The following is a 14,643-nucleotide window of genomic DNA, read 5'->3' as shown; positions in this document are numbered from 1 at the left end:
CATTCGAAAATATTAAACATTGAAAAGTGCACAATGGCATCTTTATGTATAATTTAAGCGACCTAGAAACATTTATAGCTGTAGTTGAAAATAAGGGCGTACTTGCTGCTGCCCGCGAGCAGCGTTTATCGCCTGCAACGGTGAGCCATCGCTTAAGTAAACTAGAGCGTGAGCTTGCTACAGTACTTGTTTTTAGAGATAGCAGGCGAGTACGGTTATCTCCCGCAGGTGAAATATTTTATACGCGTGTGGGGGCTATAATAGAAGCTCTTCACGATGCTGAGCATAGTATTGGCGCGCGTAGCTCATCGGTGAGTGGTTTACTACGCGTGACCATGCCGCCTTGGGTTTTTTCAAAATACGTAATGCCTAAACTCAATGAGTTTGAGCAAGCTTACCCTGAACTAAAGCTTGATTTTTTAATAACGGATCATTTTGTAAATGTGGTTGATGACGCGCAAGATGTTGCAATTAGGGTGGGAAAATTAAATGACTCAGGATTACTTTCTCGTAAAATCGTAAACAATAGTCGCATACTGTGTGCAGCCCCTAGCTATATAGAAAAGTACGGCATGCCTGAAAATTTAACGCAATTGAGTGAGCATTATTGGGTTTGCCTGCCGTGGCAACGCCAGTTAAAGCTTTTTGACGAACACAAAAAAATACATACCTTTAATGCTAAAACTCGTTTTACTATTTCAAACTCCGATAATATGACACAAGCTGCCATTGCAGGTCATGGTATTGCTATTAAATCAAAAATAGCGATTAATGAAGATCTTAAAAACGGTATTTTGGTTGAAGTTATGCCAGGGGTAATGGCACAAGATGATGCACCGGTTTGGTTTTTACGTCCGCAAAATAGTTTAACAACCCGCAAAACCGATGTATTTTATGATTTTATGAAATCACTATTTTTGAGCTGCGAATAAGCGTTTAAATGAGCGTTTTACTCCAGTTAAAAACAAATAACCAGTAAGCTCTGCAAGAAAGGCAACAATTATGGCTGCAACAATGGCGGCTATAATAGAGTCTTTTTTCAAAATGATTTGACCTTCAAAGCGTTGCCAAACTTGTTGCTTTATATCGCTCATGCCACTGATCATAGTAAATATATACGGAGATTTCTCAAACCTATTTACGGCTATCTGTAAATCTTGCTGTCGCTCGTAAAGAGTATTGATATTACTTGCCCCTTTGTTCACAATTTCATCATCAATATTTTGATAGTGTTTTATTAGCTTATTTAAATCATTATTGAAATACTTAGCTGCATCGCTTTTAAAAGGCGCAACGGCATTGTTAGCTTCAATTAACTGGGCTGATAATGCTTGGCCAAAATCGCTTACAAATGCAGGTATTTGCACTCCAAGTAGTAAACCGAATGCAAAGAAACTAAGTCGTATATAATCTAAAAGTTTACTCATTTATCTTCCTATGCATTTAAATAACCCAGAATTAACATTTGAGCTTGTTTTTATGTCAAAAACTCGTAATCTATTGGGGCGTGTTGACCTTTGTGGATTGAAATTTGTTCAATCTAGGTACGATTTAATCGCGGCGCGAGGTTTGTAACCTAGCGGGCTAAGTCAAAACCGAGCAACAAAGAGTTAATCGTCCCTAGATCGAGCTCAAAGGGCAGCGCATGTATGGTATTTATGCTGCGTTATCACCTATTTATGGGGAATAACCACACTACATAGGCTCTGCCTTGCCTAAATACCAAACGTACTGCTGCAAATTCAACCACGAAAGGCCAACACGCCCTAATAATAAAAATAACAACAGGTGGATGTTAAGGATGACGAAAAAAGTAAAGTTCACGTCAACATTTGTTGATATTTCTAAACAGCTCAAACGTTTTGTATCGCGCATTGTTCAACCCGACGATGTAGAAGATATTGTGCAAGAAACTTTTGTAAAAAGCTATGAAGCTGATTTAAAACAAGACATCCAGTTTACCCGCAGTTATATGCTAAAAACAGCAAAACATCTAGCACTCAACCATATAGCTAAGTGGGACAATAAATTTAATGATTCGTTAGAAAACGATAACGAATTGCCCGTATTACTCAAATCAATGAAGCTCGAAGACGAATACACATCTAAAGAGCGTTTTTTACTTTTTTGTAGAGCTACTGAGCAACTAAGCTCATCGATTCGTAAATGCTTTATATTAAAAAAAGTTTACGGTATGAGCCAAAAAGAGATAGCAGACCAAATGCAGTTAAGCCAAAGCACTGTTGAAAAACACATTGCCAAAGGATTGTTACAAACCATGTTATACATGCGTGAACATGAGCAAAGCCCTCAAACGAACCTTAAAGCTCAAGCACATCCTATATCAGTTAAGAGGGTCGCAGAATGAGTAATGTTCATCAATTTAATTCAAAAGATTTAATCTTAGAAAAGTCATGTGATTGGATAAGCGCGATTGATCGTGGTTTAACTGATGATGAAAAAGAGCAATTTAAATTATGGATGATGCAAAGCACTGCACATCAAGACTCTATATACGAGCTTGCTCAGCTTTGGGATGAGCTTTCAGTATTAAACGAATTAAGTCATTTATTTCCTCAGCGCAACAATACTAAAACATCAAAAAACAAGTGGATGTTTTCTTACTCAATTGCAGCGAGTTTGTTTGCAGCGTTAATGGTATGCAGCTACTTATTAATTAACTTAGAAAATGGCTACAACCAAGAGCTTGCTAAAGTTAATTACACTAAAATTTACAAAACAAAAGTAGGCGAGCAAGCAACGTATGTATTGCCAGACGGCACCATAGTGCAGCTTAATACTAATAGCTTACTAGAAGTTGCTTATAGTAAAGGCCGCAGGCAGTTATTACTTAGTCGTGGAGAAGGGCGCTTTAATGTAGCAAAAGATGCCACGCGTCCGTTTAGTGTTATGGCTGGTGATAAAAGTTTTACCGCGTTAGGCACGGTATTTAATGTCCAACGCAATACTTCATCAGATTTAGAACTGGTGGTTACTGAAGGCAAAGTGATGATCACTGATCCAAGTGTAGCGGTTGATGCAAATGACTTTAAAGATTATCAACTTGCAGATAATAGCACGAAAAAAATTCGTCAAATTAATGCCAATATTGTTACCTCAGGCGAAAAAGCAGTTATTGAGCAAAGTGTTACAAAACCAATTACGCAGCTTTCAATGAACGACGTACAACGCGATTTGGCATGGCAAAACGGGATGCTTATTTTTAATGGAGAAGAGCTAAGCGATGCTTTAAATGAAGTAAGCCGCTATACAGCCACACGTTTTGAGCTTTCATCAGCTGAGCTTGCCAGTATTAAAGTCGCTGGAGTATTTAAAGCCGGTGACGTTGAAGGTTTACTAGAAAGTTTACAAACTAACTTTTCGATTGATCATGAGCGTTTAGGTGAGCATGTAGTAACGCTAAAACACCATACAGAATCATAAGTAGACGTTATGCAAATCAAACTAATGTTAGGTAAAGTTACATCAATAAAGATTGAACGTAAAAAAAACATTAAAAAAAAGAAACAAACCCATAGAGGATTTTTGTTTGTCAGCTGTTTATATAAGTTGCGCAGTAACCAAACGCATTTATTGAGTGGATTTAGTGTGCTTGCACCGGCTATTTTTAGTTTAAGTGTACAAGCAGCAACACAAACCACTGGGCAAATGGTGCAATTTGATATAAAAGCGCAGCGAGCAGACAAAGCCTTAATTGAATATGCTAAACAAACAGAGCAAACCGTGGTGTTTTCTTATGAGTTGGCAAAGCAGTATGACGCAAATTCAGTTTATGGATTTTACACTCAGCTAGATGCTCTAGAGGCATTATTAGGTGGGACTGAGCTCGATGCGGTTGTTGATCAAAATGGTTTACTGAGTATAAAACTCAAACAAATCAACAGGAATGATAACAACATGATGAAGCTTTCAGCGGTCAGTGCAGCAGTATTACCAGCTTTACTTGCAGTAAATTCGCAAGGTGTAAACGCAGCAGAAGAAGTCGCTCAAGAAAAAATTGAAAAAATTGCTATTGTCGGTAGCCGTGTAGCAGGACGTTCAGTTGAAGATTTACCCGTTCCAGTAGATATCCTAAGTGCAGAAGCGCTTGAAAATACGGGCCAAACAGAAGTTGGTCGTATGCTACAGTCTATCGCCCCTTCATTTAACTTTTCAAGCTCTGCAATTAGTGATGGTACAGATGCTTTAAGACCTGCGACACTTCGCGGTTTGGGCCCCGATCAAACATTGGTGTTAATTAACGGCAAACGTCGTCATCAAGCAAGTATTATTCATATTAATGGCTCTGTTGGGCGTGGTACCGCAGGTACTGACATGAATGCAATTCCAGCTTCTGCAATTAAACGCATTGAAGTATTACGTGATGGCGCTGCTGCTCAGTATGGTTCTGATGCAATTGCAGGTGTTATTAATATTGTGCTCAAAGATGGTAGCGAAGGTGGTAAAGCGGCTATTAACTACGGTCAATATTCTGAAGGCGATGGCGAAACCATTAACCTTGATTTTAATAAAGGCTTTGCGCTAGGTGATGACGGTTATTTAAATACAACTATCAATTACCGTGACCGTGCACCGACTAACCGTGCCGGTTTACATGGCTCTTGTCAGTTTTATGGTTGTACAGAACTAAGTGACGGCACTTTACTTGCTGGCGATCCGCGTGAGCTGACAGCCGATCGTGATACCTTTAGAATTGGTGATGCTGACTCTCAGCAGTTTGGTTTAACAATTAATACCGGTTACGAGTTAGGTGATGGCGAGCTTTACGGCTTTATTACTTACTCAACACGTGAAAATGAGTCGGCTGCATTTTTCCGTCATAATGCAAATGCAGGTGGTAACCCAGTACTACAAGATAACGATGCGACGATTCCGCTAGGTTTCTTACCAAAAATCAACACAACTATCGATGATATCTCGTACAACTTTGGTTATAAAACTGAATTTGATAACGATGCAAGCCTTGATTTATCTTACACCTATGGCGAGAACAGTATTGATTACACTACAAGTGACACTATCAATGCCTCATACGCTAACTTTTTACGTTATGACCAAGGTTTAAGTGCAGCTGATATTCGTACAACTATTCCACGTGAAGCGTACGCTTACGGCATGGAATTATCATTGCAAACAATCAATATTGATTTTACACAAAACTTTGATGATTATTCGTTAGCGATGGGTGCTGAAATACGTACTGACGAATACCGTATTTTAGAAGGTAATGAATATGCGTACCGCGATTACGACACATTAAATGGTGTAAGTATTTACAGCGGTTTAAGTGGCGGTGTTGGCTCTGAAGATGCATCGGGTGGTTCACAAGGTTTTGGTGGTTCATCACCTGCGTCTTCAGTGGATGAGTCACGTGATGTAATTTCATTTTACGTAGATGCAGAATCTTATGTAATTGAAGATGTGATTTTATCTGGAGCACTTCGCTACGATAACTACAAAGGTTTTGGCGATACAGTAAACTTTAAACTTGCTGGTAACTGGTCTATTACCGACGATATTTCATTACGTGGTGCATTAAGCTCAGGATTTAGAGCGCCTTCAATGCAGCAGCTTTACTTTAATAACGTAAGCACACAATTTGTTGTTGATACTAATGGGAATTTAGTTGCAGAAGAAGTTGGTACATTTAGAAATGATTCAACACTTGCGCAAAGTTTAGGTATTCCAAAACTTAAAGAAGAAAAATCACAAAACCGTAGTTTAGGTATTGTGTATAACGTTACCGATAATATTAATGTAACCGTTGATTACTACTCGATTGATATTGACGACCGTATTGTAATTAGTGATCGCTTAGGTAAAGGGTTATCTACAAGCCTTGATGCAGCACTAAATAGTGCAGGTGCTGGCGTAGGGCAGTTTTTCTTAAATGGTGCTGATACAGAAACTCGTGGTGTTGATTTTGTAGCAACGTGGAACACTGAAGGTTTAGGCGGCACGCTTGATTTTACACTTGCAGCTAACTTTACCAAAACAGATGTTGTATCGTTGTTCTCTCCTGCTGGCTCAAGCCTTGAGACAGTAAAAGTAGAAGATATATTCTCAGCTGAAGACATCTCTATTATAGAAGAGTGGCAACCAGAGGACCGTATTAACTTAAGTGCGCTTTATCAACGTGATGATTGGACTGTTAACCTGTCACTTAATCGTTTTGGTGAATACACAGTAGAAGATGGCGGTCGTCAAACGTATGGCGCAGAAATTTTAACTGACGTTAAAGTTAACTACTTCGTTACTGAAGATTTATCAGTAAATATTGGTGCAAATAACTTGTTCGATGTTTACCCAGATAAAAATGAAATAGGTAACTCTCGCTCAGGTACTATTGTGGATGCTAGTGGCAACACAGTAATAAGTAGCTCAGGTGTGTTTGACTACTCACGTCGTTCGGCTCCGTTTGGATTTAACGGTGCTTACTACTACGTAGGTGCAGAATACCGTTTTTAATTAATAACCTCCCTTTTGTTATTTAACTCAAAGGGCCGTAAGGCCCTTTTTTTGGTTTTAGCTTGGGCTGATTTTATTTAGAAATCAAACTTATTGGATAATCATCGTATTGCTTAATATTATTCATTACATTCATTAAAGTATTATGTGTACTGTTTTCGTCTGCGGTTATAAGTACCGAACTTATTTCATATTTAGCCGCGAACATAGCTAAGTTAGTCGCAACTTGCTCTAAATCAATTAACCTCCCAGAAAAATATACTCCGTTACTTTCATCAATTCTAAATAAAGCATTTTTAACAGGCTTATCTATTTGAGGGCTGTCGAGTGGTCGGTTTAATTCAATAGCCACAGGTTTTACAAAAGATGTAGTTACAATAAAGAAAATTAGTAATATGAACACTATGTCTAACATCGGGGTCATATCTACATCAGCATTATTTTGTAGTTTGGTTAGTTTACTTTTCATATTGGACCTTATTTTTAATTAAATGCTGCGGCGCCACAGCAAGGTTTTAGGTACCTATTAACAAAATTAGCACAGCAAAAATAAAGCGTGGTTAAATAAATATTCTAATAATATTAAATATTTGTACTAATTATGTATTTAAAATGTGGCGAAATAAGGTGGTGTTTATACCGATCTGCTTAAAAATGGGTCTATTTAGCATCGTTATAATGTAATGCAATTTGTTAAATTGCTTAAAAAAAGATGTAGATTGGTATTAGGGGCAATAAAAAACCCAGCTCGAGGCTGGGTTCTAGTTATGCGCTATGTAAGCTTAATGCTTTTGCATACGGCTCATTTCTGCATGGCAGCTTTGCATTGTTAATAATGTTTTAGCCAGTGCAGCTTCGCAGTCAGCTGGTTGCGGTTTATTCATTGCTGCTTTAATTTCTTCAAGGGTTTTATCTTCTACCTCTTCAAGCTCTTTTACATACGTGCTGTCGTTGTGTGAGGTGAAAGTAGTCAATAGGGCTGTGTACGCACGTCGTGCTTCAACTGCGAAAGATGAGCCATCTTCGCGTTCGCCTTTTTCATTAATTGCATATGGCTGCAAGCGCTCAACACTCACTTTTCGGGCATCTATCATACGCTGGAAAAGTGCACCAATAGCAGGGTCTTCAACTTTTTCCTGTGCTTTTTGATAAAAATCGATGCCGCTGTTCATAACTTGAATGATGTCAGTAATATGATTTACTTCTGATCCTTGATGGGTGTTCATAATGACCTCTTTAATTAAATGAATGTATAGTTCAATTAAATAAAAGCAATGTATGTTCCACGTTTTAATTATTATGTAGTTATTTGATTTTATTGGTTTAATTTTGATCTAGTAAGATGCTAAGTTAACAGGCAAAAAGTTAACCTAGCAATTTTTACATTATATTGTGTAATAAAGTTATTTTAGCTCTTCAGCTACTTCAGCTACTTTTTGACGTAACCAAATGTGACTCGCATCGCGATGTAACAGTGGGCTCCAAATCATATCAAGCTCAAAAGGAGGAATTGGAAATGGTGGCTCTAAAATTTTAAGCCCCGGATCATCCAAATATATATTTGCGGCTTTTGAAGGAAGGGTCGCAATCAAATTTTTCTCTTTAGCTAAATGAATAGCTACATGGTAGTTACGCGTAAAAGTGGCAATATTACGATGCTTACCAAAGTGAGCAAGTGCTTCGTCAACCCAGCCAAGTTTTTGAACATCTTTAGGGTCCATGCCTACACCTACACCAAAACCTGTTTTACTCACCCATATATGGCGCGCTTTTAAATAGCTGTCGAGGCTAAAGTTTTCAATTATAGGATTATCGGCTTTTACTAAGCAGCAAAAACTATCTTTCCAAATACGTTTATGATGAAAAGACTGCGGTAAGTTTTCAAAACGGTTGATTGCCATATCTACTTTACCGTTTTCTACATCATGAAAGGTGACATCACTTGGTGTGAGTATATCTAAAGTAGTATCGGGGGCTTCTTCGTGCAATTTACTTAAAAGCTTTGGTGCTAATGTACTTGCAGCGTAATCACTGGCCATTATTCTAAACACACGCTTACTTTGGCTTGCCTCAAATTCTCGATTAGGAGCTAGAGTTTCTTCAAGGGTCATTAATATGCCACGAATAACGGGTTGTAACTCCAAAGCACGCTCGGTAGGCACCATACCATCGCTGGTACGAACTAAAATAGGGTCGTTAAATAAGTTACGAAGACGTTTAAGGCCATTACTCATTGCAGGTTGCGTTATACTCAATTGATTAGCAGCGCGTGTTACGTTGCATTCTCGAAGCAATGTATCGAGGTAAACGAGTAAATTTAAATCTATTTTACTTATATTCATTGTGTGTGTCCTTTAGCGCTTACCAGTGGTGAATAAAGCGCTGTGCTGTCGGGTATGGGTAAATATGACTTACCTGACCATTTTTTATATTTTGTTGTGCCTGCTTCCAAAAGCTAACATCTATAAGCTCAGGATGAGTGCTGAGTAAAAACTTTTTATACATAGGGTTTGGCATTACAAATGTACAAAGTTGCTCAGGAAATACGTCCTGTGGTGCAACAGAGTAACTTTGTTCATCCATTAAATAGTCGTCATAGCTCTTTGCTTTTGGTAATGTTCTAAAGTTCATATCGGTTAGATATTGAACTTCATCGTAATCGTAAAAAATAATACGTTTGTGCTTACTTACACCAAAGTTTTTTAAGAGCATATCACCAGGGAATATATTAACAGCAATCATTTCTTTTAGGGCTTGCCCATATTCTTCAATTGCGTCGGCGACACTTTCTTCATCAGCATTTTCTAAAAACAAGTTAAGAGGTGTCATGCGCCGTTCAATATACAAATGCTTGATGATCAACCAATCGCCCTCAATTACCATTGATGAGCCAATTGTTTTATGTAATTGCGCAAGTAAATTACTATCAAAACGCGCTAAAGGAAATACGACGTTAGAATACTCTATGGTATCGGCCATTCTGCCAACGCGATCATGGTTTTTTACCAGTTGATAGCGCTTTAATACGGTATCACGGCCAAAGGGTTTACTCTCACCAAATTTGTCTTTTATTACTTTAAAAACATAGCCAAATGAGGGGAGGGTAAATACCATCATCACCATACCGGGAGTCCCCGGTGCAATTGTAAACTCATCACTAGAGTGAGATAAGTGATTTAAAAACTCTCGGTAAAACTCAGTTTTCCCCTGTTTATGAAAACCCACTGCATTATAGAGCTCAGCAAGTGTTTTGTTTGGCATAAGTTGATTTAAAAACCGAACAAGTGCTGAAGGTGCGTGTGTCTCTACCATAAAATAAGCGCGGGCAAAGCCAAAAATAACACGCATTTGAGATGACTTAGTTAAAAGTGCATCTAAATATAATCCGTTATCTTCATCGTGTAATACAGCGATTATAAAGGGCTGAACCCCACTTTTTGAAACAACACGACCAACAATATAGGCTGCTTTATTACGATAAAAAGGCGTGTGTAAGATATCAAAGCGCATTTGCCAAGGTTGGTGATGTGTATCGGGGGCTTGTTTATAAAAAGCTTTAACAAGGAGGCGGATATCACGCTCTAAATTTACAAATGGGGCTTTAAAATCAAAATGATTAATAATGCGTTTTATTGTTGGTTTGAGGCCATCAACTACAGGAAAGTAAGTTCTATATTCTGCTTCTACAGGCACTGAAGGAGCATCTTTTAAGGTTGCTTCTACAAATATAAAGTCATTATGAAAATAGCGCCTATGGTACAGCCGGCAAAATACAGAGTTATAAAAAGTTTCGGCGAGCTCTGCTTGGGGATGAAAACATAAAAAATGCTGGTATATCTTTTTAACTTCAAGCCATAGGCTTTCATCGAGTTGTTCGGTTGGGGTTTCTTTTTTTAGCGCTTGCGTGGTTTCGTTAACACGATCATCATAATAGCTGATACGCAAACGGCTGATATCATTAATTGCTTGCCAATCTTTTTTTGCAAAGGCAAGAGGGGCTTTGGCTGTTGTTTTTTGAAATAACTGATAGTGCCTTTTAAAACCCGTTAAAATTAATTCAGCAATATGGCGAGGTTGCATTTGCACTCCTTAAAAGTCCCTAGAGTTTATACTCTATTGTGTTAAGGGTATGTTATTTTAAGTTTAAAACCAAGATAAATGTTACTTACTAACTAAGAGTAACTTATTGGAATTGAGCTATCTTTTTTTCGAGAATTTTAATTTGTTTAGTCACAGCCGATACGTTTTTCTTATATGTTTTATTAATTATTTTTAGTTTTTTAGTAATGTCTTTAGTAATACGCTTTTTATCATCAATGGCTAAGATATGATTTAACCGCTCTTGTTGTTTGTATTCAGCACGCTCTTTATTACGATCAAGTATTGTTAGTTTATGGTTATTACTGCGAAGCTCTGCCTGTAAGCCAGATAGAAGCCTTTCACGCTCAAGTTCGTTTAGTTGTTTAGTGTAGTCAACCTTAGGACCAGAATACTGATTACCCGTTGTGTTAACTTTATAAGTCGTTGCTTCGTCGTCACAGGGGAGTTGAGAAAAGACAGTGCCTTTTTCTGTTACACATTTGTAGTAAGTGGTATCGCTAAAGCTAAAAAAACTGATAAGTAAAAAGCTAGAATGGAGAATATAACGAGAAGTTTTAAACATACATGTCATCCTTGGTTTTTATATCTAACAACAATATAAAACTATAACCTAGCTTGGTGGTATATCAAGCTAGGTTAGGATAACTGTTATTGGGTAAAGGTTTTGAGCTTTTTAATACTCTGTACTAAAAATGGTATATCTAAACCTTGTTCAATAGAAAAACCTTCAGCGGCGGAAATGTTTTTAAAGTTACCATCTGAATCTATTAAGGTAATCCTATCTTTTTTATAGGCTATAACAACACCCTGAGAGTAGTTCACGCCCATATCGTCTTTTTTCTTGTATAGATTAACGCCTAGCATTGTTTGCTTGGCAATAGCTTTGCAATTTAAATATTGCCCAACGCTTGTTGCAATTAAATCGCTAGGTTGAATTAGCCCATCTACCTTAGAAATACGTTTGTCAGAGCTGTATAAAGTTGAGGTGGTTACTACTTCTTGCTTGTTATTGGCAAGACTAAAAGCAAAAACCTGTGTTTCACCATCTCGAACAGTAGGGGTATCACTCGCTTTAATTACTCGAATAGCACTTGAGCTATGTGCTTGATCATTAATAAAGCTTAGTTCTTCAATGCCAGTTACTTCAATGCTACGACGCTGACTTTGCCAAACTGGGAGTGTTTGCTCGGTTAAAATTGCTGCTTTATAAAAAGCGGGTAAACCATACACTAAGCTAAATAACGTATCGTCATGATTTGTTGGCTGTAAAAACTGCTCTGTTTTGTGCATGTTTTTATTCTCGGCAACAAATTTTTCGAGTTGTTGTTGAGTTTCAAATACAAATATATCTACATTGGCTTGTGTGTAGTCCTCGCATTTTTCAAGCGGGCTTGGCATTTGATAACTAATATTTTGGTTATTAATTTTTACGTTGTGTGCTTGCTCGTAGCTTTCTATATCTAGCAGATCATTTTTAGCTAACAAGCTTTTAGCGGTAGTAGGGTATGAAAGTGGCAAAACATTATCTTGTTTTGTTACGTCAAAGTTTAAATTGGCGTCAGCCCAAATATGAATACTGTGGCTAAGCGAAAAACACACGATTAAAAAAGAAATTGCGTAACGTGCAAATTTATATTGCTTTAAACGCTCAAGGTGGTGCCATGTGTAATTACTAACAAGTAGCTGAAAGCCTAAAATAACAACAACAATACCACTGGCTAAAATGGTTGTTAAAGCAGGAGAGCTTGTTAAACGATGCCACAACAATGAAATGATTTCAGGTAAGGCAGATATACTTAGGTGATAACCTAAATTAACATACACATAAGCATCAAGAGTCAGCAATGATGCGCCTACAGTGGCTATAACAGCGGCCATGCCACGAATGTGTCGTGGGTAGGGGAATATTAAACTAAGCGGAAATACCGTCAGCACAAACGCTAAAAAGGCTATAAAACTAGTGTGGCTTAGCCAAGTAACTAGCATATAGGTAATGCCTAAAAAGCTTGTAGGTGGCGAGTCTGCAAATAAATAGCTTAAGCTAATAAGTAGGGCTAAGCCGATATTGGCAAAGGTAAACCAATGCCCCCAACTTAGCAGCTGACTCGCTTTTGATGAAAATTGATTGTGCTGCGATAAATTCATAAATTTTATTTAACCGACTGCGCGAGCGCTTTTGCAAAGTTCTCGGTTACAGCTTGTCTTTTCCCTGTTGGTACATGCTCTTTTAAGATATGCGTGATAGAATTTCCTAAACACATAAGACTTAAATCAACCGGCGCATTGTGTTTAGTTAGCACATCAATAAGCTGATCGACGATTTGTTCTACTTCTTCATTAGAGTATTTTGATAAGATTGGCATTAGTTGGTTCAATAAAATAGTTATATTCTCGTATTTTAACACTAGAGGCGTGAAAAACAAAGATGACAACAGACGTTAAAAAATTAGTCGTTCACTATGTAGACAAAAAAGACGACGATACGCAAATTCACCTTCGAAATGATGAGATGATAATTAACGATAAAGTAGCCGTTTTTATCGAACAATTACATCATGCATACAATGGTAAACCTGGTAAAGGTTATTGTGCTTTCAGTGGTGACAAAAACAGTGTTGTAGCATCTGCAATGCAAAGTTACCGTAATGATGAGTTAGGCTTTTGGCATATGACCGAGCAAGCCTCAACGGTTTTAAAAGAAGAGCTTGATAAGTATGCATTTAGTGAAACAGGCTATTTAGTATTTTGTCATTACCAGTACGTTGCAACTGATTACATGCTAATTGCGATGATTAACATCAAAGAGCATTATTCTATGACCTCAGAGCTTGATTTAGCCGCTTCTCGTCATTTAGACATATCACGCATGCAACTTGCTGCTCGTATCGATTTAACAGCGTGGGATACACAAGCTGACGACAACCGTTATATTTCATTTATTAAAGGGCGAGCTGGACGTAAAGTTGCTGACTTTTTCTTAGACTTTTTAGGTTGTGAAGAGGGTATTGATTCAAAACAGCAAAGCCAAGTAATGCTTAGCGCAGTAGAGGATTATTTATCTGAGCAACAATTTGATAAATCAGAAAAAGACGATTTACGTAAACAAGTTTTTGACTACTGTAATGACTGTGTGACAACTGGTGAAGATGCAAGCGTAAGCGAGCTATCTGCAACGCTTACAAAAGGCGATGACAGCCCGTTTGATAGTTTTTGTAAAGAACAAAGCTATGACTTAGAAGAAACTTTCCCTGTTGATAAAAAAACCGTAACCAGCATGGTTAAGTTCTCAGGTCTTGGTGGTGGTGTGAGTGTAAGCTTTGAACGTAAACACTTAGGTGAGCGCGTAACTTACAACGAGGCAACGGACACGCTTGTAATTAAAGGTATTCCGCCAAACTTAAAAGATCAGTTACAACGTTTTATGGAAAGTGAAAGCGAGTAAATTTCACAAGTTAAAAATCTGATTTAAGAGCGCGGTATCTATATCGCGCTTTTTTGTATCGGTATATAAATTCGTTGCTTCGGAAAAAAAACCTTAAAGGTTTATTTCACAAAGAGAAGTAAATGAGAAAACACAAGTCGTGCTTTATTAACAAGACTTAGCCTTTTTACTACCTCTAAAAGCGCAGCGTCTCTTAACCTCTTTGTGAATAAGTCGCTTATTATGGGCTTTGTGCCCGTCACGCCAACAAGTTGTGCGTCTACAGGTTAATTTTATTCACGGTGTTAAATTTCGGCTGAAGTCGTGAAGCTTGCTTACGCGAGAAGCAACGCTTCTGTTTATTTAATTTCTTTGCTAACAAAACCACTAAAAGATCTATTGCACAAAGAGAAGTGAAAGAGGAGTAAATGAGAAAACACAAGTCATGCTTTATTGACAGGCTTAGCCTTATTACTACCTCTAAAAGCGCAGCATCTCTTAACCTCTTTGTGAAAAAAAATTACTTTTTACGGGCTTTGTGCCCGTCACGCCAACAAGTTGTGCGTCTACAGGTTAATTTTATTCACGGTGTTAAATTTCGGCTGTAGTAGTGAAGCTTGCTTACGCGAGAA

At 37.8% G+C, this 14,643-nt stretch carries 13 protein-coding genes; 5 read left to right on the top strand and 8 right to left on the bottom strand.

Annotated elements, in window-relative coordinates:
- Positions 1–44: 44 nt before the first annotated feature.
- Entirely contained in the window at positions 45–932 is an 888-nt protein-coding gene (locus H5092_RS07645; RefSeq protein WP_002961497.1) for a LysR family transcriptional regulator, read from the top strand.
- On the opposite strand, the gene H5092_RS07640 is transcribed toward H5092_RS07645, so the two are convergent.
- Positions 912–1,427 (bottom strand): DUF2937 family protein, encoded by a 516-nt coding sequence (locus tag H5092_RS07640; protein WP_182716161.1) that lies wholly within the window; start codon positions 1,425–1,427, stop codon positions 912–914. The genes H5092_RS07645 and H5092_RS07640 overlap by 21 nt on opposite strands.
- A gap of 374 nt (positions 1,428–1,801) precedes the next feature.
- Here H5092_RS07640 and H5092_RS07635 point away from each other — a divergent pair, with 374 nt between their 5' ends.
- Genes H5092_RS07635 through H5092_RS07625 form a run of 3 tightly spaced genes read left to right on the top strand, consistent with a single transcriptional unit; the run spans position 1,802 to position 6,489 of the window.
- Positions 1,802–2,368, top strand: a complete 567-nt coding sequence (locus tag H5092_RS07635) for an RNA polymerase sigma factor (protein WP_024597233.1) — start codon at positions 1,802–1,804, stop codon at positions 2,366–2,368.
- Complete coding sequence (locus H5092_RS07630; RefSeq protein ID WP_024603563.1) at positions 2,365–3,444, top strand: FecR family protein; 1,080 nt, start codon at positions 2,365–2,367, stop codon at positions 3,442–3,444. Before H5092_RS07635 ends, H5092_RS07630 begins: the two co-directional genes overlap by 4 nt.
- Before the next feature lie 9 nt (positions 3,445–3,453).
- The gene (locus tag H5092_RS07625; protein ID WP_182695105.1) at positions 3,454–6,489 is read left to right on the top strand and encodes a TonB-dependent siderophore receptor; all 3,036 of its coding nucleotides are present in this window, start codon (positions 3,454–3,456) and stop codon (positions 6,487–6,489) included.
- Positions 6,490–6,562: 73 nt separating this feature from the next.
- Here the strand turns inward: H5092_RS07625 and H5092_RS07620 are convergent, their stop codons facing one another.
- The 7 genes from H5092_RS07620 to H5092_RS07590 all read right to left on the bottom strand — a co-directional run bounded on the left by H5092_RS07620 (position 6,563) and on the right by H5092_RS07590 (position 12,953).
- Complete coding sequence (locus tag H5092_RS07620) at positions 6,563–6,958, bottom strand: biopolymer transporter ExbD (RefSeq protein WP_024596959.1); 396 nt, start codon at positions 6,956–6,958, stop codon at positions 6,563–6,565.
- 313 nt (positions 6,959–7,271) lie between these two features.
- A complete protein-coding gene (locus tag H5092_RS07615; protein ID WP_182194347.1) occupies positions 7,272–7,715 on the bottom strand; it encodes a PA2169 family four-helix-bundle protein in 444 nt (147 codons plus the stop codon).
- Between the two features lie 177 nt (positions 7,716–7,892).
- Positions 7,893–8,831 carry a LysR family transcriptional regulator gene (locus H5092_RS07610; RefSeq protein ID WP_002961484.1) on the bottom strand — a complete coding sequence of 313 codons (939 nt, stop codon included), beginning with the start codon at positions 8,829–8,831 and terminating at the stop codon, positions 7,893–7,895.
- A 19-nt stretch (positions 8,832–8,850) separates the two neighbouring features.
- Complete coding sequence (gene aceK, locus H5092_RS07605; RefSeq protein ID WP_182733248.1) at positions 8,851–10,569, bottom strand: bifunctional isocitrate dehydrogenase kinase/phosphatase; 1,719 nt, start codon at positions 10,567–10,569, stop codon at positions 8,851–8,853.
- Between the two features lie 103 nt (positions 10,570–10,672).
- Positions 10,673–11,152, bottom strand: coding sequence for a DUF4124 domain-containing protein (locus H5092_RS07600; protein WP_024596961.1), 480 nt, complete (start codon positions 11,150–11,152; stop codon positions 10,673–10,675).
- Between the two features lie 86 nt (positions 11,153–11,238).
- A complete protein-coding gene (locus tag H5092_RS07595) occupies positions 11,239–12,735 on the bottom strand; it encodes a DUF3413 domain-containing protein (protein WP_182733247.1) in 1,497 nt (498 codons plus the stop codon).
- Positions 12,736–12,740: 5 nt separating this feature from the next.
- Positions 12,741–12,953 carry a DUF1414 domain-containing protein gene (locus H5092_RS07590; protein ID WP_002961475.1) on the bottom strand — a complete coding sequence of 71 codons (213 nt, stop codon included), beginning with the start codon at positions 12,951–12,953 and terminating at the stop codon, positions 12,741–12,743.
- Positions 12,954–13,015: 62 nt separating this feature from the next.
- On the opposite strand from H5092_RS07590, the gene yejK reads away from it, so the two are divergent.
- Positions 13,016–14,032, top strand: a complete 1,017-nt coding sequence (gene yejK, locus H5092_RS07585; protein ID WP_182733246.1) for a nucleoid-associated protein YejK — start codon at positions 13,016–13,018, stop codon at positions 14,030–14,032.
- Positions 14,033–14,643: the final 611 nt, after the last annotated feature.

The organism is Pseudoalteromonas sp. SR41-7 (assembly GCF_014163935.1).
GTDB classification, from domain to species: Bacteria; Pseudomonadota; Gammaproteobacteria; order Enterobacterales; family Alteromonadaceae; genus Pseudoalteromonas; species Pseudoalteromonas distincta.
The sequence above is the reverse complement of the archived record's forward strand: the minus strand, read 5'-3'. Positions and strand labels throughout refer to the sequence as shown.

What these genes read in the sequence shown, in the direction of transcription:
- H5092_RS07645 (WP_002961497.1), top strand. Translation starts at nt 45, where the DNA reads ATGTATAATTTAAGCGACCTAGAAACATTTATAGCTGTAGTTGAAAAT.
- H5092_RS07640 (WP_182716161.1), bottom strand. Translation starts at nt 1,427, where the DNA reads ATGAGTAAACTTTTAGATTATATACGACTTAGTTTCTTTGCATTCGGT.
- H5092_RS07635 (WP_024597233.1), top strand. Translation starts at nt 1,802, where the DNA reads ATGACGAAAAAAGTAAAGTTCACGTCAACATTTGTTGATATTTCTAAA.
- H5092_RS07630 (WP_024603563.1), top strand. Translation starts at nt 2,365, where the DNA reads ATGAGTAATGTTCATCAATTTAATTCAAAAGATTTAATCTTAGAAAAG.
- H5092_RS07625 (WP_182695105.1), top strand. Translation starts at nt 3,454, where the DNA reads ATGCAAATCAAACTAATGTTAGGTAAAGTTACATCAATAAAGATTGAA.
- H5092_RS07620 (WP_024596959.1), bottom strand. Translation starts at nt 6,958, where the DNA reads ATGAAAAGTAAACTAACCAAACTACAAAATAATGCTGATGTAGATATG.
- H5092_RS07615 (WP_182194347.1), bottom strand. Translation starts at nt 7,715, where the DNA reads ATGAACACCCATCAAGGATCAGAAGTAAATCATATTACTGACATCATT.
- H5092_RS07610 (WP_002961484.1), bottom strand. Translation starts at nt 8,831, where the DNA reads ATGAATATAAGTAAAATAGATTTAAATTTACTCGTTTACCTCGATACA.
- aceK (WP_182733248.1), bottom strand. Translation starts at nt 10,569, where the DNA reads ATGCAACCTCGCCATATTGCTGAATTAATTTTAACGGGTTTTAAAAGG.
- H5092_RS07600 (WP_024596961.1), bottom strand. Translation starts at nt 11,152, where the DNA reads ATGTTTAAAACTTCTCGTTATATTCTCCATTCTAGCTTTTTACTTATC.
- H5092_RS07595 (WP_182733247.1), bottom strand. Translation starts at nt 12,735, where the DNA reads ATGAATTTATCGCAGCACAATCAATTTTCATCAAAAGCGAGTCAGCTG.
- H5092_RS07590 (WP_002961475.1), bottom strand. Translation starts at nt 12,953, where the DNA reads ATGCCAATCTTATCAAAATACTCTAATGAAGAAGTAGAACAAATCGTC.
- yejK (WP_182733246.1), top strand. Translation starts at nt 13,016, where the DNA reads ATGACAACAGACGTTAAAAAATTAGTCGTTCACTATGTAGACAAAAAA.